Here is a 21,214-nt window from a genome sequence, read left to right on the forward strand (position 1 = left end):
CTAAAGCGTATTACAATGATGACAATTTCAAGAGGGAGCATGGAGAGAATGAAATAAATCTATGGAAATTCTACAACATGTTGACAGGTGCGAATAAAAGTAGTTACATAGATAACTTCTTGGATAGATCGCTAAATGTCACATACTTAACAGAGGGAATAGATAGAGCGTTACATGGTGATTCCACGTATAAATGGTTTATAGAGTAAAACCGTTAGGAATTAATTCTTTAAATTAAAACGATTAATCTAATTTTGTGACACAGCAACCCTAAATAGCGTTTGTTGAATGCTGAAATTTGTTTACATTTGTGTTGTCATTCGGTTTACTGGATGGCAGACATATTGAATTAATGGAAGCGTTTAGCTTTATCCTCGGTAAGGAAACGACCAATTTTTATGCAGAGGGATAAACAATACGAACGTCGATGCTTGCCGTATATATATCTACTATATACATGGTTTAGCGTGGGGTTGCTGTTTATTTCTGCATGGGTTACTTGGTCGTACCTCTTACTGAATAGACTGTTAATCACCACGCTTTCTTTTTATATTTAATTACTTCTTGGGTGGTTAGGAAGCACGTGTTAAAAAGATGATTGTGCAACACAATAAACACATAAAACTATGAGATATACTGTAAAAATCATGGTAATGATTGGAATCATATTGGTCTGTCATTCCCTAAAAGCTCAAAAGAACTATATTTATGAAACCGTTATTCAAAATGAAATTCTTGCAAATCTTCGTTCAGATCCAAAAAGCATTGATGTAATTAGGAACTGTAAAAAGGGAGAGGTTGTTTATGTTTTAGATGTTGATATTGAAAATAATTACTATTTAGTGCAAGTAGGAGGACAGATTGGATATATTACTAAAAATTGTTTGGCAAAACAATATGAAGGTCAACCAATACCTAATTCCAATAGTAAAATTCTAAACTTCAGAATAAAAGATTCTTGGATACGAGCGTTAAGTGTGTGTCAGCAATATTTTAGAGATCTCTATTCCCCAAATAAACAAGCTGAAATTATTCATGTACAAAAAGGTGTATTCTCTCCTCTTCAAAAAACAGAGATAAATTTTTTGCAAGAAAAGATATATTCTATATCATCTTATTATCAGCAAATTATAAATTATACTAGAGCTGCAAATATTCAAGAAGTTCGAGCAGGCATATTAGGATTTGTATCTAAAAATCAAGATGAATTACGACAAGAATATAATAGGAAATGCAATATTGCCTCCCAAAAATTCAAAGAATGCTATGCTAAACTTATTACATTATACGGGCAACCATATCAAGTAACGGAGGCAAACGAGGCGATATGGATGACAAATAACCTTATTATTCGTTTGTACCCTTATGAACATGAAAGTGAAAATTCCATATTTTTGAAAGTAATTGTTTCTTACGAGGAAAATATTTACACGGAACACCCCTCAAATAATTCAAATGAATACCTTGCAAGCGGTAGTGGATTCGTGCTCACGGATAATGGGATAATTGTAACTAATTATCACGTGGTAAAGGATATGTCTGTTATCAATGTACAATTGAAAATGGGAGGTGACATAAAAAGTTACAATGCCAAATTAATATCATCAGACAAAATAAATGATATTGCATTAATAAAGATAGAAGATCCCAATTTCCAAAATTTCCATACTATATCTTACGCTATAAATCTTTCAACCTGTGATGTGGGTACAAGTGTTTTTGCAATGGGGTATCCCATGTCTAATCAATTAGGGGAAGAAGTTAAAGTTACGGATGGCATTATTAGCTCTAAGACGGGTTATCAAGGAGATGTTGTAACCTATCAAATATCTGCTCCAATTCAGCCTGGCAACAGCGGTGGACCTTTATTTGACAAACAAGGAAATTTAGTCGGAATTACAAATGCAGGAGTTCCAGAAGCAAATAATGTGGGATATGCTATAAAAACATCTTATTTAAAAAGTTTAGTGGACGCACTTCCATTCACGGTCTATTTGCCTAGCAATAATGCAATTTCAAAGTTATCATTCGTGGATAAAATAAAAAAGCTATCTGAATACGTAGTGTTTATAAAAGTGAAATAGAATTTGTCTAATTTTAAAACCAAATTATCATGAAAAATTTATTATGGATTATCGTTATTTTATTGGGAAGCAGTTTCTTTTGTAACAAAACCTTCGCTCAAAGAAAAATTGCTACTAATGTTTATATGTATGGAAATATCAAAGGTAAAATTAAGGACAACGTTTGTGTGTTTTTTCAAGGGGCAGATCCTAAAATGAGTTCTGCAATGTTGAAAACTTTCAAGAAATACAAGATAAAAGCAGTGTCTTTGTATGATTTCATTTTACCTGGAGAAGAGATTTCGGATGAAAAATTACAAGAAATTGTAGAAGAGAACAATATTAAAACAATAATGGTAATAGCAATCGGTGATATTACCCAAACTGTAACAGAAAAAAACGTCGTGGAAATGTATGCCGCAGGCAATTATGCTATGGCTCAATCAGGAAAATCAACGCAGGTATGGAACAAAAATTTACAATTAAGTGTTTGCGTGTACATGGTAGAAAGCCTTTTTGAGAAAACAGAAGCTGTCATTTATTCTGAAATTAATAGTGCTTTTAGAGCTGTTTATAATCAATCTAATAAAGCATTATCCAAAAAATGCGTGGAAAGAATTCTAGCTGCAATAAAAAAAGAAAATAAAAAGAAATAGTGTTCCTAAAAAATTAGGTATATTAACCTAATTAAAAAAGCCAGCACCTAAAACATATCATAGGTACTGGCTTCAATCATTTAATTATGCTTCTTTTTAACAAGCTTTGGTTTGGGATTCCCAAATATATCAGGATATAACATTTGCAATCTTTCCATGTTTATACACTTAAATAAATCCATTTCATGGAAAACATGGTAGTGTTCAATACCAAACCATTCTGAATCGGTGTTTTTTCCTTTCTTACGTAATTTCATAGGAATACATTTTTCTAACAAACAAAAGAGTATCTAGTTGAGAAAAGAACATCAGATCAATCATTCACATATAGCAAAGGTACTGCTTGTAAAGGATATAAGAAAGTAAATATTACAGAATATCAAATATTTACATTTATGATGATGTACTGGTTTATTGTTATTCTGGTAGCTTGTTCAAATAGGATGTATCTAATTTAAGTGCTTATTATTATTGGATTTTACAGTGGTGTACTATTTACTTCATATTAGTATTATATACCAATACAGGGGAAAAGTCACCAACTAGCATATTAGAAGTAGAGATATAAACGAATGTCTAATACATAACCTATTAAATTTATAATACCATGAAACTTTATCAAATAAAAGGATTTCCTTAAAAAGTAAACAGGAACTACGCGAAGATTCAATACAACAAACTAATTATCAATTTAATAATAGAGAAATTTGGGTGACGTTTTGGTTGACATGAACAATACATTTGATGGATATAATAGGACAAAATATTTATCGGGGATCAAGAACTAGAATCACACTATCAAAAGAAAAACCCTCTCGATCATCTGACCAAGAGGGTTATCTTTCGATTTTTGTGTACCCAGGGCGGGAATCGAACCCGCACGTCTTTAAGGGACACTGGATTTTGAGTCCAGCGCGTCTACCAATTCCGCCACCTGGGCAAGAACTCGGGTGCAAAAGTAGTGCTTTTCTCGGAATATCCAAATAAAATGACTCTTTTTTACATATATTCTTTACAAGAAAATGACAGATTTCAGAAGAGAGTGACAGATCATTCATTCCATAAAACGATTAAAATCCACAAATGGAATTAAATGGGATATTTTTCCCTATATTTGTAAAATCTGAACTCAAATAAATTTTTATGAACGTTCGATCTGTACTTCTATTTTTGTTTTTTACTCTTTTCATCTTTCCTTCCTTTGCTCAGGAAAAAGGAGTAGTCAAAGGACGAGTCGTCGACCGCAAAAATAACGAACCCATCCCTTTTGCCAATGTCATTATCTGGAAAACGACTATCGGAGTCGCTACCGACACGAACGGCTATTTCCGGATAGAGAAAGTCCCCCTCGGGTTCAATCGGCTCGAAGTAAGCAGCATAGGATACAAAACGATCGTTTCGGAAGAGTTCATGGTCAATACGGCTTCGGAAAAGACTATCAATATTGAACTGGAAGAGAGTGCCGTTGCCTTGGAGCAAGTGACCATAAAAGCCGACCCCTTTCGTAAAACCAGTAGTAGTCCTATATCTCTACAACGGATCGGAATTGCAGAAATAGAGAAAAATCCGGGAGGAAACCGGGATATTTCCAAAGTATTACAATCCATGCCGGGAGTTCTCTCTTCTCCCGCATTCCGAAATGATTTCATTGTCCGGGGAGGAGGCCCCAGTGAGAATCGTTTTTACTTAGACAACGTAGAAATACCTAATTTAAATCATTTTGCCACACAAGGTTCTTCCGGAGGAGTAGTAAGTATTATTAACGTGGACTTCGTCAGAGAAGTCGATTTTTATGCCGGAGCTTTCCCTGCATCGAGGGGCAACCTGATGAGTTCCTTATTGGAATTCAAACAGATTGCAGGAAATCCGGATAAATTAAAATTCAGGGGCACATTGGGAGCAACCGATTTCGGCCTCTCGGTAGACGGTCCTCTCACACCCAAAACGACATTCATAGCCTCTGCCCGCCGAAGTTATCTTAAAATGCTATTTGACATGATCGGGTTACCGTTTCTACCCGTGTATAACGATTTTCAATTTAAAACCGAAACAAAAATCAATGATAAAGACAAGTTGACCGTCATCGGTCTGGGAGCCTACGATATAAATCATTTGAATAAAGGAATGAAAGACCCTGACGATGATCAAAAATATTTACTCCGCTATTTACCGGAAAGCAGGCAATGGAGCTATACCATAGGCATCACCTACAGGCATTACGGAAAACATTGGAATAACCTTTTCGTTCTGAGTAGAAGCACGTTGCAAAATGAGATCGAAAAATACAAAGACAACAATAAAAGTCTCCCGAAATCGACAGATTACAGTTCCGGCGAAACAGAAAACAAGTTCCGTTTTGAACACCAACGTTTATTGAAAACCAATATCCGATTAAATATAGGAGCAGGTCTGGAACAGGCCAGTTATAAAAATAAAACAGTCAAAACACTATTCACGCAGGGGGATATCACTCCCATTCACTATAATCACGATTTTCACTTTTTCAAATGGTCTTTTTTCGGACAGGCAAGTAAAATATTCGGGGACGAAAAACTAACTCTTTCTTTAGGACTCCGTGTAGATGGAAACAATTACTCTTCCGACATGCAGAATCCTCTTAAACAATTTTCCCCCCGTTTCTCTCTATCCTATGGATTAACACCCTTCTGGTTCATTAATTTCAACGTGGGACGTTATTATCAGCTGCCCTCCTACACCACTATGGGATACGCGAACGAAGAAGGCCACCTCGTGAACAAAGACAATCATTTAAAATATATTTCAACCGACCACTACGTCGCCGGGATCGAATTTCGTGTAGGAGACCTTACCCGAATAACCCTCGAAGGTTTCTATAAAGAATACAATCATTATCCGGTCTCTTTATTAGACAGTATTGTTTTAGCCAATAAAGGTACGGATTATGTTGCCGTAGGAGACGAACCGGTAAAATCTTTAGGAGAAGGACGAGCATACGGGATCGAGTTTATGTTACGAACCCAGAAACTATTCGGGCTCACGGCTTCTATTGCCTATACTTATTATTACTCGGAATTCAAGAAAATGGATAAAGATTTACGACCGACATCCGTTTATATCCCGAGTAGTTGGGACAATCGACACATCCTTGCATTAACGGCGACACGGAAATTCGGTAATTGGGATATCGGAATGAAATGGCGTTACACAAACGGGGCTCCTTCTACCCCTTATGACGAAAAGACCAGTTCTCTAATCGCCGCATGGGATGCCAAACATCAACCCTATTACGATTATTCCCGTTTCAATAGCGAACGGGCCTCCGCCTTCCACCAATTGGACGTAAGAGTAGACAGAAGTTTTTATTTCCATCGCTGGTCATTGATCCTATACGCGGATATCCAAAATATATACAATCATAAAACCAAAAGCCCGGATTTACTCGTTCCGGCAGAGAACCCGGACGGTAGCTACATCGTAGATAAAAACAATCCGGACCATTATATTATGAGATACATTAAAAACGATACAGGCACATTACTTCCATCCATTGGAATTATTATTGATTTTTAAACAAGAACCATATGATAAAAAATATTATTTTTGATTTAGGCGGGGTTGTCGTAGAATGGAATCCGGAACACATCCTTCAAACCTTTCCCGGTAATCCGAATCTCATTCGGTACATTCACACGAACGGCTTTTTTTCAAATTATTGGTCGGCATACGATAAGGGAATCATGACCAGAGAACAAGTTATAGAAAAGATCGCACCATTAACAGGTTGCCCCGTGGAAGATTGCAACGAGTTTATAGAATTCGTAAAAGTTTCGTTAACCAATATCCCGGAAACGGAAAAACTGATTCAAGAACTATCCCAACGAGACTATAAATTATTTTGTCTCTCTAATATGTCCGAAGATTTTTATGAATACCTGAGTTCAAGAAAAGTTTTCAATTATTTCGAAGGGAAGATTATTTCTGCTATCGAAAAGATGGTCAAACCGGATCGAGAGATATATGAACTGCTCCTGAATCGTTATCATTTAAAAGCAGAAGAATCCTTATTTATTGACGATTTAGCCGCCAATATCCGGACAGCTCAAGAGGTAGGAATACATACCGTACACTTCACGGATAAAGAAAAAGCATATCAGGAAATTAAAAATTGCCTAAAGACATCCAAAAGGAGTATTACTGAACCCGTTTAGCGATTCCGTAAAACATAATAATAACGGGAACATAACATCACTCCCGTAAGAGTCAATCCCACAGGATATCCGATCCATATTCCCTCGATACCCCAATTTAACACAAAACCTAAAATATAAGAGACCGGCAGTGCAATCACAAAATAGCCGATAAATGAAATAACAGCCATAGAGGTGACATCCGCAATTCCTCGTAAAGAATTAGCATACGTGATTTGCAAGCAATCCCCGAACTGATAGAACACCATGATGATCATCAATACGGCAACTAAATGTATGACTTCGGGAGAGGTGGTAAAGATGTATCCGATATATCCTCTACTAAAGAAGAAAAAGCACGCCATCACGGTAGCCAAAACAAAAATCAAATGAAATCCTGCCATCGTCGCCTGTTTCACGTTAATAACATCTCCTCTTCCGTAAAAATTACTTACTCTCACGGAGATAGCAGCCCCGACACCATAATAAACCATAAAACCTAAGGTAGAGACAGCAACCACGACCTGATGTGCAGCTAATGCTACTGTCCCCAGCCAACCGATCATAACCCCACTCACGCTAAACAAAGCCGTTTCCATCCCCATCTGCAGGCCTACCATCATTCCCATTTTATTCAATATTCCTACATCACTCCTATTATAGTTCGTACGTTTATACCCTACCAAGTAACGACGATAACCGCTTCTACGATAAAACAGCATGATAAAAGCAACAAACATAAGCACGCGAGAAACCAGCGTCGAAATCCCGGCACCCGCCAATCCTAAGGTCGGAGCTCCAAATTTCCCGTATATGAGAATATAATTTCCGATAATATTAAGCAGGTTTGCCGATAGCATGATGCACATAGGAGTAATCGTATCCGTTATTCCATCGGCAAATTGTTTAAAACTGTTGAACATCATTACAAAAACCAAGGAAGCCAGTTGCAGGAGAAAATAAGGACGAATAATCGGTAACAGTTCCTCGGGTTGCCCCATTCTATCCACATAGAGATAAAGGATCCACATGATCACAGACAACAAAACCCCGATGCATAGATTAACCAGCAAACTATTTCTCAACAATCCTCCTACCCGAAATTTATCACCCCGACCATAATATTGCCCGACCAAAGGAGTTAATCCGTAAGAAAAACCCAAACCGAACAAAATCGGAATATTGAAAACACTATTGACAAACGAAGCTGCCGCCAGATCGGCTGTTCCATAACGTCCGACCATAATATTATCGGCTAATCCCACCAACACGATTCCTAATTGTCCCAAAACGATAGGAATACCTAAGCGTATCGTGTCTACGTAATGTTTTCTATACTGCTGAAAATAAATTACCATTCCCTCTGTTTATTTGACGAGCAAAGATAAACAGAAAGAATGGTAAGCAAAATATCGTTCTATATTTATTTGAATAACTCTCCGGCAAGTTCTTTCTCCGCCTGCATATCCATTTTGTCTTTCAATACAAAATCCATATAATAGACGTAAGCGTGCTCCAAATTCGGCTCAATAGCTTTACAAGAGAATCCTTCATCGATCTTCTCTGCCACAACCTGAATTTCCATACCGCCTTCTGTCGGGATCGTGGATACAACCGGATACTTCTCTTTTACTTCCTCGTATTCCGTTTCTGTAACAAACAATTCCCATACTTTTCCCCTGGCTTGGGAAATCATTTCATCAGGAGAACCTTTAAATTTCAATTCACCCCTGTTCAGCAAGGCCAAATTTTTACAAGTACTGGAGATATCACCCACGATATGAGTCGATAACAAAATAATCGCATCTTTATCACTAATATCGGACAAAATATTCCGGAAACGGATACGTTCCTCCGGGTCCAAACCGGTTGTCGGCTCATCGACAATGATTACTTTCGGGTTACCGATAATGGCCTGTGCGATTCCTAATCTTCGTTTCATACCACCGGATAAGCGATTTGCCCAACGATCGCGCACTTCGAATAACCCTACCTTACGCAACATTTCATCTACAAGCTCTTTCCTTTGTTTCTTTTCAATTCCGGCGAGGCCTGCACCGTAATCCAAAAATTCCCAAGTCTTCAACTTTTCAAAGAAACGGAAATCTTGTGGCAAATACCCTAATAAAGAACGGATAGCTTTTCGATCTTTTGCAATATCGTAATCATCAAAGAATATAGTTCCAGACGTCGGCTCTTGCAAGAGCGTCATAATTCTCATCAAAGTAGTCTTTCCTGCCCCATTCGGTCCTAACAATCCAAACATCCCCGACTCAATCTCCAGATTAAGGTCATTCAGTGCCTTTTTTCCTCCGGGATAAACTTTATCCAAATGCTCAATTTTAATTTTCATGATCTTAGGTTTAAAAGTTAATACACGACATGGTCTACTAACAAATTTGTTTTTAAAATTAAGACATTTATTTCACTTGTATATGTTTTTGTTTACTATTATTTGCAATTTAACTTTTTTTATGATTTATACCTTTCCTTCCCGGTATCCCGCATTCCGCAAATTACAAAAAAGAGCCGTCGGGACGACGGCTCTTTGCACACTTTGCACGTTATTACAAACACTACTGCCAGAACGAAAATTCCGAGGTATGTTTGTAGATCACATCAACAATTCCATCCCCAAACCCCGAGCAATGGTACAAAACTTCCGGTCTATTATAGTATAACGCCGCATCGGTCATATGATAAAAATAAAACTCTCCATTTGAAAGTCCAACACCTAAACCGGGATAACCGGACCACATAGAATAGGTATACCCTTCATTCGGACAAAGAGCCGTTATGGATTTTCCATTATAATTATCATGCACAAATGTCACTCCGTCCACCATACGATAACAACACAAGAGATCATTATTTGCTCCTCCGCTAAAGAACAGATACTCTCCCGTCTTGTACAAGAAGAATTTACTTTTTGACGTAATGTATTCTCCACCCGAAAAATCCTTTTGCAAATATTCGTCTTCAATGGTCACGCCTCCATTCGATCTTGCAGGGACGCCAAATTGTTGGATCTTATATTTCCCGGAAGGGTCTTTCAATATCATCACGTATTTACTACTTCCGCCATCCCATTCGTAATCGCCATAAGCAGCGACATAAGTCAACTCCATATCTCCCAAATTATCCAGAGGAGTATAATTCTCTGCCGGCCAGCCATCTTCACAGAATAAAACCACCATAGCGGCTAAATTAGAACCGAAACAAGCCGAATAGATCAAACGACGATTGGTTTCATCATGCAATAAAAAGTTATTCGTATTCGTGTAAATCGGCTGAATCAACCGTTCGATCTTACCCCCTTTTACTCCGTTATCCACATCGATATACATAGGAACATTCACGTAAGCATTGGAATGAAAACCTTCATTAGACAACATCTCCCGGTTATACAGTTTACCATCCGCATTCAACAGAACATTAATCGAAGGATGATAACAAACATCTATAGGTTCAAGGTTAGCAGGAGGATTTTCATTCACGAACTCTTGTTTTGTTGTAAGTACCTTTTCTATGGTTGTTCCATCCACCTCTATACATCCTTCCCCGCCTTTTTGTATCACTAAGAACTCGCTTTTATTCATTCCGGCAATATGTTGAATCACCTTCTGCGGATCAGTTCCCAAATCAATTTCGTTCACATCCTTATACACGTGGTAATAGACTTTATAGTCCGTAAAATCTTTCGGATCACCTTGGGCCGTGAATCCCTGTACTTTTACAAAACCGAGCCTGGAAATATCCCCTTCCTTATATAGGATTACGAAACAATCCTGATAAGGAGAAACACCGCTCAGTAATAGAGTTCCGACGTATTGAACCCCCGTACGGGTATCCGTTGCCTCCAATCTAAAACGATAATCGCGAATTTGTAAAGGAGTAAATTCCAATATTTTCTTATTGGAAACAGAGTCTTTCCCATCGTACCATATATACGTAAAATAGATCGAATCGGCAGGAACTTCATATTCGACTTTAGGGTCGTACGTAACAGGCTCCCCGACAATAGTTTGCAAAGTAGCCATAGTTCCCTTGTTAATAGTCAATCCCGGCAATTCAATATACTTGTAATTCCCTTCATCATCGATACAGGACCAAAAGCCTAAGAGTCCCGCTATCAAAATCAATATATACCTTGTCTTCATTGTCATTCTATATTTAATGATTCTTAATTCCCTAATACCGGCACACTCAATAACATCAATGAGTTATCCTCATCATAGCACGGCTCTCCAATTTCCGACAATCGAATCAATTCATTTTTAAATTCGAGGGCTAATGCCCGTCTCTCATCGTAATCATAATCCGTCAAATCTCCGACCTTTGTCACTTCCATAAACTTTCTGAACTTTGTCTCTGTATAGGGACCTAAAAATATTTTTTCTACCTGACCACCTTCCGGCCACCACGTGGGACGAGTTACTTCATCACTAAACCAGATAATTTTTCGTGTATAAATCGTCTGCCCCGGCATTAAATCACCTCCGGCTATCTCAATGACGAGTCTGACTTTTCGTGTTAAATCTACTTTTTTCAATGTCAGATATAGCGTATCTTCCGTCTGGTTGGGTTTAAAAAACACTTCTTCCGGAAGTCCGTATTGGCTCGGTTTAGCCGTTGTCTCGTCCTCCACTACCTTTATCACGAACTTCGTTTTTTCTTTCAGAGGATCACCTACCAACTTCACGACCAACGGTATCTGCAAATCACTCGCCCAAGAATAGAAGAAAAAAGAGTATTCAAGGGAATCGGTCCATATATTTGTAAATTGCACATAATGCTCAGAACCATACATTGGAATCTCCTCTTTACTACAAGACATTAGTAAAGATATTCCTATCAAAAGAGAACATAATCTTCCCATAACGATTTCATTTTATTAGTAAATATTTTCATTTTCAGGGATAGGCAACACAAATTTGGATTTATCCATTTGAATAACCTGTGTTCCGCTAACGATCGGTCGATTTAAACGCTTAAACAAGAAAAAGGCTTGTCCTTCTGCCAAATACTCTTTTTTTCCTTCCCAAATCAATTCATCCATATAATTATCGACAGAAATTTCCCGTAATGCTCCTCGTTTTGCCCTAACTTTATTCATATAAGCCACTCCTTCTGCCTTTGTAGTCTCTTTAGCCACAAGACATTCACTCAGAATATAATAAATTTCACTCAAACGTAATATAGGAATCAAAGGTTCCTGAGCATGAACCAACTGTTCATCGGTATCCAAATCCAGCCATTTTTTAGTTACCACATTACTCGATCCCGGAATCGATTGTTTTTGATAGGCACGATAATCTAACCCGTCATTCCGGCCCGTAAACATGGCATCCCAATCTTTTACATACATACTGGCCTTCGTTGAGACTTTAAAATCCGCAATTTTTTCCAATAAATGATCGTCATACAAAGCGAAAATAATATCGTTCCAATACTTCACGTAGAACTTTTTATCTACAGTAGAAACAAAATTCTTTTCCGTGAAATTGATCATATCTTCTCCTCCCTCGTCCAATACATAGCGTGTTAGGATTCCACGACAATACTTCTCGGCATTTGTCAAATCTCCCGCGTACATATAAGCCCGTGCCAAGAGTCCCTGAATCGCCATGTAATTCATCCGTCCGCCTCTCAAAGTAAAGAAACGACCACCATCAGCAGCCTCAGAAACCTGCAAACGGGCTTCCGGACTTGCCATATACCACTTATTATAAACCGTATCATAACTAGCTACCAGATCTTTAGCCGTTAAAAAATCCTGTATTACCAATTCCATAATCTGGGAAACGGTCTTTTTACCTTCAAATTTAGAAGGGTAAACACTAAAATAAGGGATATAATTACCTCCATCACCTGTTACTGGCGCCGGAGCAAACAAACGTAACAGATCAAAGTGAATAAAGGCCCGCAAAGCATAAGCTTCTCCCATGATCAAATTCTTTTCAGCCTCGCCCAATTCAAAGAAAGAACCTTTTTTGCCTTCTATTTCACTGATCAGTTTATTACAATTGGCTATCGCTTTGTAGGACTTCGACCAGATGGTGGAAATAATTTCTTTATTCCCTTCTAATCCGTATTGGTATTTCACCAGCCCGGAATAAGCCTGTTCGATATCATTATCATCATAGGTCTGAGCCAAGACACTCAAGAACCCCCAGGACAATTCCCGTCCGTATAACTCTTGCGAGGAAAGCATTTCATAAACTCCGTTCAAGGCGTTCCTAAAACCCTCGCCATTTTTAAAAAGCTCCTCATCAGTCACCTGATTCTTAGGCGAAACATCCAACCATTTATCACATGAAGAAAGTGATATAAGCAGCAGGATTATTATAAATATATTTCTATCTATTTTCATAACCAACTATTTTAAAAACTTACGTTTAATGTAAAATCAAAACTTCTGGCAAAAGGATAAGACAACCCTCTTTCTTGTTTTACACTTGAGAAATGAGCCACATCATTCATTTGGAATTGCAATCTCAACATACTCAATCCCATACGATTGATCAAATCCGTGTTAAAATCATAGCTTAATGTCAAAGCTTTGAAGTCTACCCGATTGTTCTTTTGCACAAACCGAGAAGTAGGACGAGTCGTGTACTCTCTCTCTTTAATAGATTTCAACTTCGTACGGTCTCCCGGATTTTGCCAACGTTGAGTAAGAACGCGTTTATCCGCATTCGCGTATCTTAAATCCACATTTTCCACCTTATCCACCAACGTCTGGTTGTATTCGTATCCCCCGAAATCATAAGTAAAGGTGGCAAACAATGAAAATCCTTTATATTGCAGATTTACACCGAAAGCACCTGTCACATCAGGCTCCGTATCACCCAGAATCATTTGTTCGGAAGCGATCCAATCGTAACCGATTGTTCCATCTCGATAAACATAGATTTCTTTACCGTCACTCGGATTAATTCCCAACGACTTCATCCCCCAGATCGAAGTTAACGATCCACCTTCAATATATTTCATCAAAGGCTTACTGTATTTGGAATCTTTCCAATTTGAATCATAATCCGCAAACTCTGCATTCACCCGGTCATTGTATTCTTTGAGCGATTCCGAGATTTTCCGGATTTTATTTTTATTATGGGCCAAATTTCCGAATACGATCACATTCCAATCTCGATTTCTCAAAACATTAGCCCGAATATCCAACTCAATTCCCTTATTTTGAACTTCTCCGATATTATCCTTATAACTTGTAAAACCTGTTGAAGCCGGTAAGGTTACATCGGAAATCAAGTCTTTGGTTATCTTATTATACCAACCGATCTTAAATTCAATCGCATCCTGTAAAAAGCCCAATTCCAATCTCACATCATAATTATCCGTTATCTCCCAGGTCAAATTATCATTACCCATATAATAGAGTTGTAATGCATTTCCGGTTCCATAATATTTTTTGGTAATCTCATAAGTATGTTTTGCCGCATAAGGTTCAAAATCAACTTTTCCGGTTTGTCCGAAGGTCCCGGTAATTTTCAGCAAACTCAGTGTCGGATTTCCTTTCAAGAAAGGATAATTATGTATATTTAAACCGACTCCGCAGGAATAAAATGGGGCTGTTCTTTTCTTTGATCCGAATTCGGAAGAACCATCCAAACGGAAAGAAGCATCGAACAAATAAATATCATCATACGAATAATTCAATGCCATCAAGCCACCGAACAACCGGGTATGATTATCGGCATAAGTCGGTTCCTGAGTCTCTTCCGCGTAACTCGGTGAACTTAACGTTCCGGACGGGAATCCCCTATAATAAGTAGAGGTTTGGTCATAACGCTCTTCCCGAGCATTAATACCGATAGAAAAGTTTATATTATGCTTAGCGAATGACTGCACGTAATTAGCCATAACTTTCAAATCCCAACTTATCGACTCCATCTTTGTCTTCGTCAAATCACCGCGCAAGGCCTTTGAGTCATACACGCTTTTAAATTTATCAGACAAAGGATCCGTAAAAACTTTCGTCCACTCGTCCTTCTTTGTAATTGAAAACTGCCCCTGTACCTGCATCCCGGTAAAAGCGTACCAATTGACCTGAAAATTATTGGTCAAATCGCTATATCCTCCTTTGTCATAATTATTTAAAATCTTAGCTTCATAAAAAGGATTCTTTGTATTAGAACCCAAATGCCAGGGTAGAGTCTTCAAATAATCCCCGTTTTCATCCACAAAAGGCACATAGGGTAATCTCGTCGTATATTCGCTGAAGCTGCCATAAGGAGAATTAGTTGATTTTTTCACATCATAGCTGACTTTATTCTTAATTTGAAGATGTTTGCTCCGATAGTCAATCAAAATACCTGTTCCGACAACTTTACGTCCCGAACCTTTCATCACACCATTCTGAACATCGTATCTCAAATCGACACCGAAACGAATATCATTCACTCCTCCCTCGATATATAAACTGTGTTTATGATTGAATTCATTTCGTAGAGGCTGGGAGATCCAGTCACTATCCACTCCTTTTAAAACATTATTCCGTTTAGCGATCAGCTCTTGTTGCAATTGCTGATATTGTAAATCATCATCATTTTCATAAAAATCGGCAGCAATTTCCGCATCCAGTTTTTCCCGGGCATTCATTAAGTTATAATCCGAAAGATCGGGTACAGTCAAACCGCCGGTAAAATTATAGGAGGCCCTCAATTTACCGGGAGTCGGAGCTTTGGTCTCGATAACGACCACTCCGTTTGCGGCACGCGAACCGTAAATAGCCGTGGCGGCAGCATCCTTTAATATCGTTATACTTTCTATCCGGTTGGGATCAAAATCATACACTTTTTCCACCGTCGTTTCATAGCCGTCCATGATAAAAATAGGTGTATTCGGATTATTTTTCAGAGCAGTCTGAGAAATAGAAGATTTATCCAATTGCTTTACACCGATTCCGGAACGACCGCGAATATAAAATTCCGGCATGGTATTCGGATCTGATCCCATATCGTTGTTTCTCATGATCCGAAAAGAGGGATCGAACACCTGTAATACGTTAATTACATTCCGGGAAGAAACCTTCAGCAGATCCTCTTTACCGATCCGAATAGCATTTCCGGTAAAACTGGATTTCTTAATGTTGGCATATCCCGTAACCACAACATCTTTCAACGCTTCGGTCATCTCTTTCATGATTACCTTGATATGAAGAGAGTCTTTGATAACAATCTCTTGGGTCTCCATACCGATAAAAGAGAAAATCAACGTTAATTTTGTTGTATCCGGCACAGATAACTTAAACTTTCCTTGAGGATCGGAGCTAACCCCTATGGTTGTCCCTTTAATTCTAATAGTAACACCGGGAAGCGGCTGCTTTGCCTCATCCATAACCTCCCCTGTAACCGTTTTCTCCTTCTTTTCATCCGCCGAACGAGTCGTCAGAACAAAAATATCATCGACTACCTTATAGGTCAGATTCGTATTTTCCAAACATTTGTCCAATACCTCCCGGATAGTCTTTTCTTTCATGTTCAGGTCAAACTTGGTCGTAGATTTCACCTGCTCGTGATTGTAAAGGATTTCACACCCTATCACGTTCGTTAAATACTCCAACGCGGAGAGTAAAGTTACATCTTTAAGATGTACTGTAACGATCTTGTTTTGTTGACCATACAGATTTTCTCCGAAAATAGACAAGACCGTAAAAAGCTGGATAAAGAGAACTATACTCCCTTTATAAAACAACTTTCTACACTTGTTCCTAAAGAATGAATGATCGTTTTTTCTCATTTTTGTAGTAGTTAAATTATAAATAATTATTCACGCATTTCTATCGGGTCCATTGACATCATACAAAATCTTCCGATGAGGTACTTTCAGCCGATTTCATAATAACCAATGGCTCGTTAATCAAAAATTTATTGTCCCCGACGGACAATTTAGTCATCTCAATAACAACAGCCGTACTATCGGGATTATAAGCTTCTATTTTATAAACACCAATAATAGCTCCTATATTAGCTTTCTCGATTGCTTTTGCAATATTCTCATTCTGTTTACGAGTAATGGAATAATTAAAGATTTGACGTAATTGTATCGTGGAGTCTATTTTCGTAAACTGAATTAATGGTTCTTTAGGTTTTTGCCCCACGACAACATCCCCGTTATAACTGACTTCTGTCTCCTTGTTGTTTTTCTTCTTCTTTCTTGCTGCAGCTTGCGTCTCCATGACTCCAGCCACCACGAAAAACAAGATGATCAAAATTAATTCGTACCTCATAATTTTTTAATTAGATTTTACATACTTGTAATTAATGCATACAACTCCCTATTTCATCTTATTATTAAGATAAATAATTTTATTTCAAAACAGATATTGTTAATTATTCACATTTCATGACCGTAACGGTCTTGTCTTTCACATCAAATTTTACATCCTTAGCTGTTAACTCCAAAATTTCAAACGCTTTCGATATCTTCTCGTATTTTGGAATAAATCCCGAAAAATGATAGTCCTTAATAGATTGATTCGTATAAAAAAGATTCACATCATACCAACGAGCCAATGTTCTCATGACCACTTCTAAACGTTCGTTTGAAAAATAAAATTTATCATTTTTCCACGAAATTGAATTTATTGCATTGGTTTTCTTTATTTCAATTTTATTTCCGGTAATCTCTAACGCGTGGTTTGGTGTAAGTTTATAATTCTTGTCTGCTTTAGCAACTTCTACGCTTCCGCTTAACAAAACAATCCGCGATATATCATCTTCTTTGTAATTCGAAACATTGAAACAAGTTCCCAAGACTTTAATCGAAAAGCCTTTGCTTTCAACAATAAATGTTCTATTTTTATCAGGCTTTACCTCAAAATAAGCTTCTCCTTCTAAATAAACTTTGCGTTCTTCAGAATTAAAAGCCAACGGATATCTTAACTTAGAATCTGAATTTAAATAAACCACAGTTCCGTCCGGTAGTTGTACACAAAACTCTCCACCACGTCCGACGACTAAGGTATGGATGTCATTTTCTGCACTTGTATCCGTCAACAATGTTTCTGTCGAATAATATAAAGTAGAAGAATCATTTTTGAACCGCATACCTGTACTATCCATCATTTGAACTTGATGTTCTTGTCCTAATTGAATTTCTCGTTTGTCAGAGAGAATTAAGGTCGCTTTTCCCGTGCCTGGTAAAATATTGTTTAGTGTAGTCGTAACGGACTCCGTTTTTTTGTTCTTCTGATCTTGTTTAGGCCAATAAAGAAAAGCCCCTCCTATTAATAATAAAACAGAAGCAGCATATCCGATAAGTCGAATCCAGTAATGTTGCTTCCTTTCTCGTTTTATAATTTTACTCCAGATCTTTTCCGGTTCGATCTGTTGATAAACCTGATATTGTTTCAAAACATACTGTCCATCTAATAGATGATCGTATAATGCTCTGTTTTCAGAAGATTGTGCAATCCATTTGTCTAAAACAACTTTTTCATCCTTATCAATAGTTCCCTTAATCATTTTTATGATTAATTCTGATATGATTTCTATGGTTGCTTCTTTTTCCATTTCTTACTTTGGATTACATTTCACATATAAGACAAAAAATAACGTTCGGGGGGTGACAATACTTGTCTGTTTTTTAAATAAAAAATATTTTTAAAGAATGATATCCTGATTATCAATACCCTGCCACATCAGTACATGTCTGTGTATTTTATAGATTTGGGATAAAAAGTAACAATAACGGAAAAAGATCTTTCAAACTTTCTTTCAAAAATTTGCGTGCTCGTAATCGTTGAGTCTTCACCGTATTCTCTGAAATATCCAAAATTTCGGCTACCCGATTAACTTCAAATCCTTCAATATAACTTAATTTGAATACTTTCTTACACTCTTCAGGAAGGCGCTCAATCGTGTTGAAAATTTCTTCCATTACCTCGTTCTCGATACGTTGTAATAAGTAATTCTTGTCATCATATTCTTCTTGCTGAAATTCTTTCATCTTTTCACCGACATAAGCTTGCTTCTTCATGTGATTTATACAAGCATTATATACGGAGCTATATAAATAAGATTTCAGGGATGTCTTTTTTGTTAGTTCTACACTTTTATTCCACAGAACAATAAATGTATTTTGGACAATATCTTCTGCTTCATCAAAATTTTTTACGATTCGATGCGCAAAAAGGCATAGGCCCGGATAAAATTTGCAAAACATCTCTTTGCATTTTTCATCCGTTGAGAAAATTGAAGTATAATGTGTTAATTCCGTCATACATTAGATGTATTTTATAACAAATATACATATCCGTATTGTATATGACAAAAAAAATTAACAAACGGGTGACATTATATCAAAAAAATATTTTTTGGGTAACAAAAAGAGTCGTTACTCGTTAATATTACAGACATTACTACTTATTGACTTAGTGGTACATAACATTCTGCTTAGTACTGCTAAGTACAAAAATATTATTTTTCAGTTACTTCGCATAGGTAAGTTGTTGGTATGAAATCTAAGATAGATCTACAGGTCATTGAAAAAATCAAAAAACGCCGCTTGGAATTGAAAGTTTCCCAAGCGGAGTTAGCTTATGGCATAGGTGTATCCTTAGGTTTTATTGGGCAAGTTGAGAGTGTACATTATCCGGCAAAATATAGTGTAACGCAACTTTATCAAATCGCACAATATTTAGAATGTGCCCCTGGGGATTTTTTCCCTCATATCGACAATGAATAAATAATGATAATAGAAGAATTGATCTTTATCAAATTGGCGTATCAATTGGCATATTTATGATCTGTTTAGAAAAACATAATTTATGAACACAAATATAGATAGAATCATTGGCCGAATCAGATTTAGTTTATTCAGGCCAAATACAAACTGGAGTTTGATACAAATCCGTATGATGTTGTCAGATGGTAGATTTACTTATTATTTACCGCGTCAATTAAAAATTAATCCTTTATACTGGGATAATCAAAACGGTTGTGCCATTATAGACAGCAGAGTAAATTCAGATTTAAAAGGTAATCCGATATTAAAAAAACATCTGCTAAATATAAATTCAGAAATAGAGCGAACTCGAAATACACTTATTGATATTCTACAAGAATGTCAAAGGAAAAAACAAGCTCCTACAGTTTCGCATGTAAGATATCAAATTCGTTTCAAATTAGACCAAAAAACAGATCTTTCTTCGTCTTACGATTTTTTAAAATTTGTCCAGTATTATTTGGAAGATGTTTCGGATTATCGTCCCTCTACCCTGACAAGTCATTGGTGTAGTGTCAAAATTTTGAAGCAATATTTTGATCATAAGCGGAAAAGACTTCGTTTAGATCAGATAGATCTCAGTTTTTATAATGATTTTACAAAATATTTAATGGTTCACAACTACAAATTAAATACGATCGGAAAAATTATTAAACATATAAAAACGTGGATGCGTAGTGCTTATGAAAAAGGCTTTACCGTAAGTGATGATTATAGAAAAAAACCGTTCAAAAAACCTGTAGAAGAAAAAGAAACAATCTATTTATCAACTCAGGAATTGAAACAAATCGATCAATATGATTGTCCCGTCAATTTGGAAAAAGTAAAAGACATGTTTATTTTAGCTGCTTACACGGGATTACGATTCTCCGATTTTTCCAGGCTAAAGAAAGAAAATATAACAAAGAATAATACCATCCGACTTCAAACACAAAAGACAAACGAAATCATTGAAATCCCATTACATCCGATTGTAAAAAGAATTATTCGAAAATATGATTTCGGCTTTCCCCCCGTACCTTCTAATAGTTTGTTTAACGAATATATCAAAAGAATAGCTAAAGGGGCGGGTATAAAATCGGCAATCATTATTGAAGAGACGAGAAAAAATCAGAAAATACAAAAGATTGTGGAAAAATGGCAATTGGTAACTGCTCACACGGCCCGTCGTTCGTTCGCCACGAATGCTTATCTGGCGCATGTCCCGACACTTGCCATCATGAAAATCACGGGACACTCTTCTGAAAAAGTATTTTTACGTTATATCCGAATCACTCAAGAAGACAACGCAAGACAATTACAGGAACACCCTTTTTTCAAAGGATTATAATTTTTCTGGCTTACATTCTGGCTTATAAAGAATAATATTTAAATACAACTCATTTGTAGCTAATAGATACATAATTATTCAAATTGTCCGTCGGGGACTCCTGTTTTTTTGAAGGAAAAAATTACCTCTATTTCATGGATCACTTTAACAAGGACAACACAACTTATTTATTCTTTTTCATCCGGAAGAAAACAAATTGCTGGTCAGATCAAAATTATCTATCGTAAAAGAACTTCTTAAAAAAGATAT

Annotated in this window: 16 protein-coding genes and 1 tRNA gene; 7 read left to right on the forward strand and 10 right to left on the reverse strand. The window is 36.9% G+C overall.

All coding sequences use genetic code 11. The annotated features are described in order from the left end of the window. The 3 genes from QZR76_RS09915 to QZR76_RS09925 all read left to right on the forward strand — a co-directional run. The coding region (locus QZR76_RS09915; RefSeq protein ID WP_294142664.1) for a DUF3871 family protein at positions 1–209 on the forward strand (209 nt) is incomplete at its 5' end. A gap of 417 nt (positions 210–626) precedes the next feature. Continuing rightward, positions 627–2,084, forward strand: coding sequence for a trypsin-like peptidase domain-containing protein (locus tag QZR76_RS09920; protein ID WP_294142665.1), 1,458 nt, complete (start codon positions 627–629; stop codon positions 2,082–2,084). A gap of 29 nt (positions 2,085–2,113) precedes the next feature. Then, positions 2,114–2,719 (forward strand): hypothetical protein, encoded by a 606-nt coding sequence (locus QZR76_RS09925; RefSeq protein WP_294142666.1) that lies wholly within the window; start codon positions 2,114–2,116, stop codon positions 2,717–2,719. Positions 2,720–3,574: 855 nt separating this feature from the next. Here QZR76_RS09925 and QZR76_RS09930 read toward each other — a convergent pair. After that, a tRNA-Leu gene (locus tag QZR76_RS09930) sits at positions 3,575–3,659 on the reverse strand. A 203-nt stretch (positions 3,660–3,862) separates the two neighbouring features. Here QZR76_RS09930 and QZR76_RS09935 point away from each other — a divergent pair. Both QZR76_RS09935 and QZR76_RS09940 read left to right on the forward strand, forming a co-directional pair. After that, complete coding sequence (locus QZR76_RS09935; RefSeq protein ID WP_294142667.1) at positions 3,863–6,271, forward strand: TonB-dependent receptor; 2,409 nt, start codon at positions 3,863–3,865, stop codon at positions 6,269–6,271. Between the two features lie 11 nt (positions 6,272–6,282). Next, a complete protein-coding gene (locus QZR76_RS09940; RefSeq protein ID WP_294142668.1) occupies positions 6,283–6,909 on the forward strand; it encodes an HAD family phosphatase in 627 nt (208 codons plus the stop codon). Here the strand turns inward: QZR76_RS09940 and QZR76_RS09945 are convergent. The 9 genes from QZR76_RS09945 to QZR76_RS09985 all read right to left on the reverse strand — a co-directional run bounded on the left by QZR76_RS09945 (position 6,906) and on the right by QZR76_RS09985 (position 19,131). After that, on the reverse strand, positions 6,906–8,246 hold the full coding sequence (locus QZR76_RS09945) for an MATE family efflux transporter (RefSeq protein ID WP_294142669.1): 1,341 nt from the start codon (positions 8,244–8,246) through the stop codon (positions 6,906–6,908). The two genes, QZR76_RS09940 and QZR76_RS09945, sit on opposite strands and share 4 nt — an antisense overlap. Positions 8,247–8,311: 65 nt before the next feature. Beyond that, positions 8,312–9,241, reverse strand: a complete 930-nt coding sequence (locus QZR76_RS09950) for an ABC transporter ATP-binding protein (protein ID WP_294142670.1) — start codon at positions 9,239–9,241, stop codon at positions 8,312–8,314. A gap of 223 nt (positions 9,242–9,464) precedes the next feature. Continuing rightward, complete coding sequence (locus QZR76_RS09955) at positions 9,465–11,048, reverse strand: PKD-like family lipoprotein (protein ID WP_294142671.1); 1,584 nt, start codon at positions 11,046–11,048, stop codon at positions 9,465–9,467. Between the two features lie 23 nt (positions 11,049–11,071). Further along, positions 11,072–11,767, reverse strand: coding sequence for a DUF4843 domain-containing protein (locus QZR76_RS09960; RefSeq protein WP_294142672.1), 696 nt, complete (start codon positions 11,765–11,767; stop codon positions 11,072–11,074). Positions 11,768–11,782: 15 nt separating this feature from the next. Next, on the reverse strand, positions 11,783–13,261 hold the full coding sequence (locus tag QZR76_RS09965; RefSeq protein WP_294142673.1) for a RagB/SusD family nutrient uptake outer membrane protein: 1,479 nt from the start codon (positions 13,259–13,261) through the stop codon (positions 11,783–11,785). 11 nt (positions 13,262–13,272) lie between these two features. Continuing rightward, entirely contained in the window at positions 13,273–16,647 is a 3,375-nt protein-coding gene (locus QZR76_RS09970; protein ID WP_294142674.1) for a SusC/RagA family TonB-linked outer membrane protein, read from the reverse strand. 58 nt (positions 16,648–16,705) lie between these two features. Beyond that, positions 16,706–17,137 (reverse strand): DUF5117 domain-containing protein, encoded by a 432-nt coding sequence (locus QZR76_RS09975; RefSeq protein WP_294142675.1) that lies wholly within the window; start codon positions 17,135–17,137, stop codon positions 16,706–16,708. A 103-nt stretch (positions 17,138–17,240) separates the two neighbouring features. Beyond that, entirely contained in the window at positions 17,241–18,422 is a 1,182-nt protein-coding gene (locus QZR76_RS09980) for a FecR family protein (protein WP_294142676.1), read from the reverse strand. A 148-nt stretch (positions 18,423–18,570) separates the two neighbouring features. Next, complete coding sequence (locus QZR76_RS09985; protein WP_308573006.1) at positions 18,571–19,131, reverse strand: RNA polymerase sigma-70 factor; 561 nt, start codon at positions 19,129–19,131, stop codon at positions 18,571–18,573. A gap of 234 nt (positions 19,132–19,365) precedes the next feature. On the opposite strand from QZR76_RS09985, the gene QZR76_RS09990 reads away from it, so the two are divergent. Both QZR76_RS09990 and QZR76_RS09995 read left to right on the forward strand, forming a co-directional pair. Next, complete coding sequence (locus QZR76_RS09990) at positions 19,366–19,596, forward strand: helix-turn-helix transcriptional regulator (RefSeq protein ID WP_294142677.1); 231 nt, start codon at positions 19,366–19,368, stop codon at positions 19,594–19,596. 172 nt (positions 19,597–19,768) lie between these two features. Further along, positions 19,769–20,965, forward strand: coding sequence for a site-specific integrase (locus QZR76_RS09995; protein WP_294142725.1), 1,197 nt, complete (start codon positions 19,769–19,771; stop codon positions 20,963–20,965). Positions 20,966–21,214: the final 249 nt, after the last annotated feature.

Source organism: uncultured Sanguibacteroides sp. (assembly GCF_900543425.1).
Classification (GTDB): domain Bacteria; phylum Bacteroidota; class Bacteroidia; order Bacteroidales; family Marinifilaceae; genus Gabonibacter.

Coding starts and splice junctions, on each gene's coding strand:
- QZR76_RS09970 (WP_294142674.1), bottom strand. CDS start 16,647: ATGAGAAAAAACGATCATTCATTCTTTAGGAACAAGTGTAGAAAGTTG.
- QZR76_RS09955 (WP_294142671.1), bottom strand. CDS start 11,048: ATGAAGACAAGGTATATATTGATTTTGATAGCGGGACTCTTAGGCTTT.
- QZR76_RS09920 (WP_294142665.1), top strand. CDS start 627: ATGAGATATACTGTAAAAATCATGGTAATGATTGGAATCATATTGGTC.
- QZR76_RS09990 (WP_294142677.1), top strand. CDS start 19,366: ATGAAATCTAAGATAGATCTACAGGTCATTGAAAAAATCAAAAAACGC.
- QZR76_RS09950 (WP_294142670.1), bottom strand. CDS start 9,241: ATGAAAATTAAAATTGAGCATTTGGATAAAGTTTATCCCGGAGGAAAA.
- QZR76_RS09965 (WP_294142673.1), bottom strand. CDS start 13,261: ATGAAAATAGATAGAAATATATTTATAATAATCCTGCTGCTTATATCA.
- QZR76_RS09940 (WP_294142668.1), top strand. CDS start 6,283: ATGATAAAAAATATTATTTTTGATTTAGGCGGGGTTGTCGTAGAATGG.
- QZR76_RS09975 (WP_294142675.1), bottom strand. CDS start 17,137: ATGAGGTACGAATTAATTTTGATCATCTTGTTTTTCGTGGTGGCTGGA.
- QZR76_RS09925 (WP_294142666.1), top strand. CDS start 2,114: ATGAAAAATTTATTATGGATTATCGTTATTTTATTGGGAAGCAGTTTC.
- QZR76_RS09980 (WP_294142676.1), bottom strand. CDS start 18,422: ATGGAAAAAGAAGCAACCATAGAAATCATATCAGAATTAATCATAAAA.
- QZR76_RS09995 (WP_294142725.1), top strand. CDS start 19,769: ATGTTGTCAGATGGTAGATTTACTTATTATTTACCGCGTCAATTAAAA.
- QZR76_RS09935 (WP_294142667.1), top strand. CDS start 3,863: ATGAACGTTCGATCTGTACTTCTATTTTTGTTTTTTACTCTTTTCATC.
- QZR76_RS09985 (WP_308573006.1), bottom strand. CDS start 19,131: ATGACGGAATTAACACATTATACTTCAATTTTCTCAACGGATGAAAAA.
- QZR76_RS09960 (WP_294142672.1), bottom strand. CDS start 11,767: ATGGGAAGATTATGTTCTCTTTTGATAGGAATATCTTTACTAATGTCT.
- QZR76_RS09945 (WP_294142669.1), bottom strand. CDS start 8,246: ATGGTAATTTATTTTCAGCAGTATAGAAAACATTACGTAGACACGATA.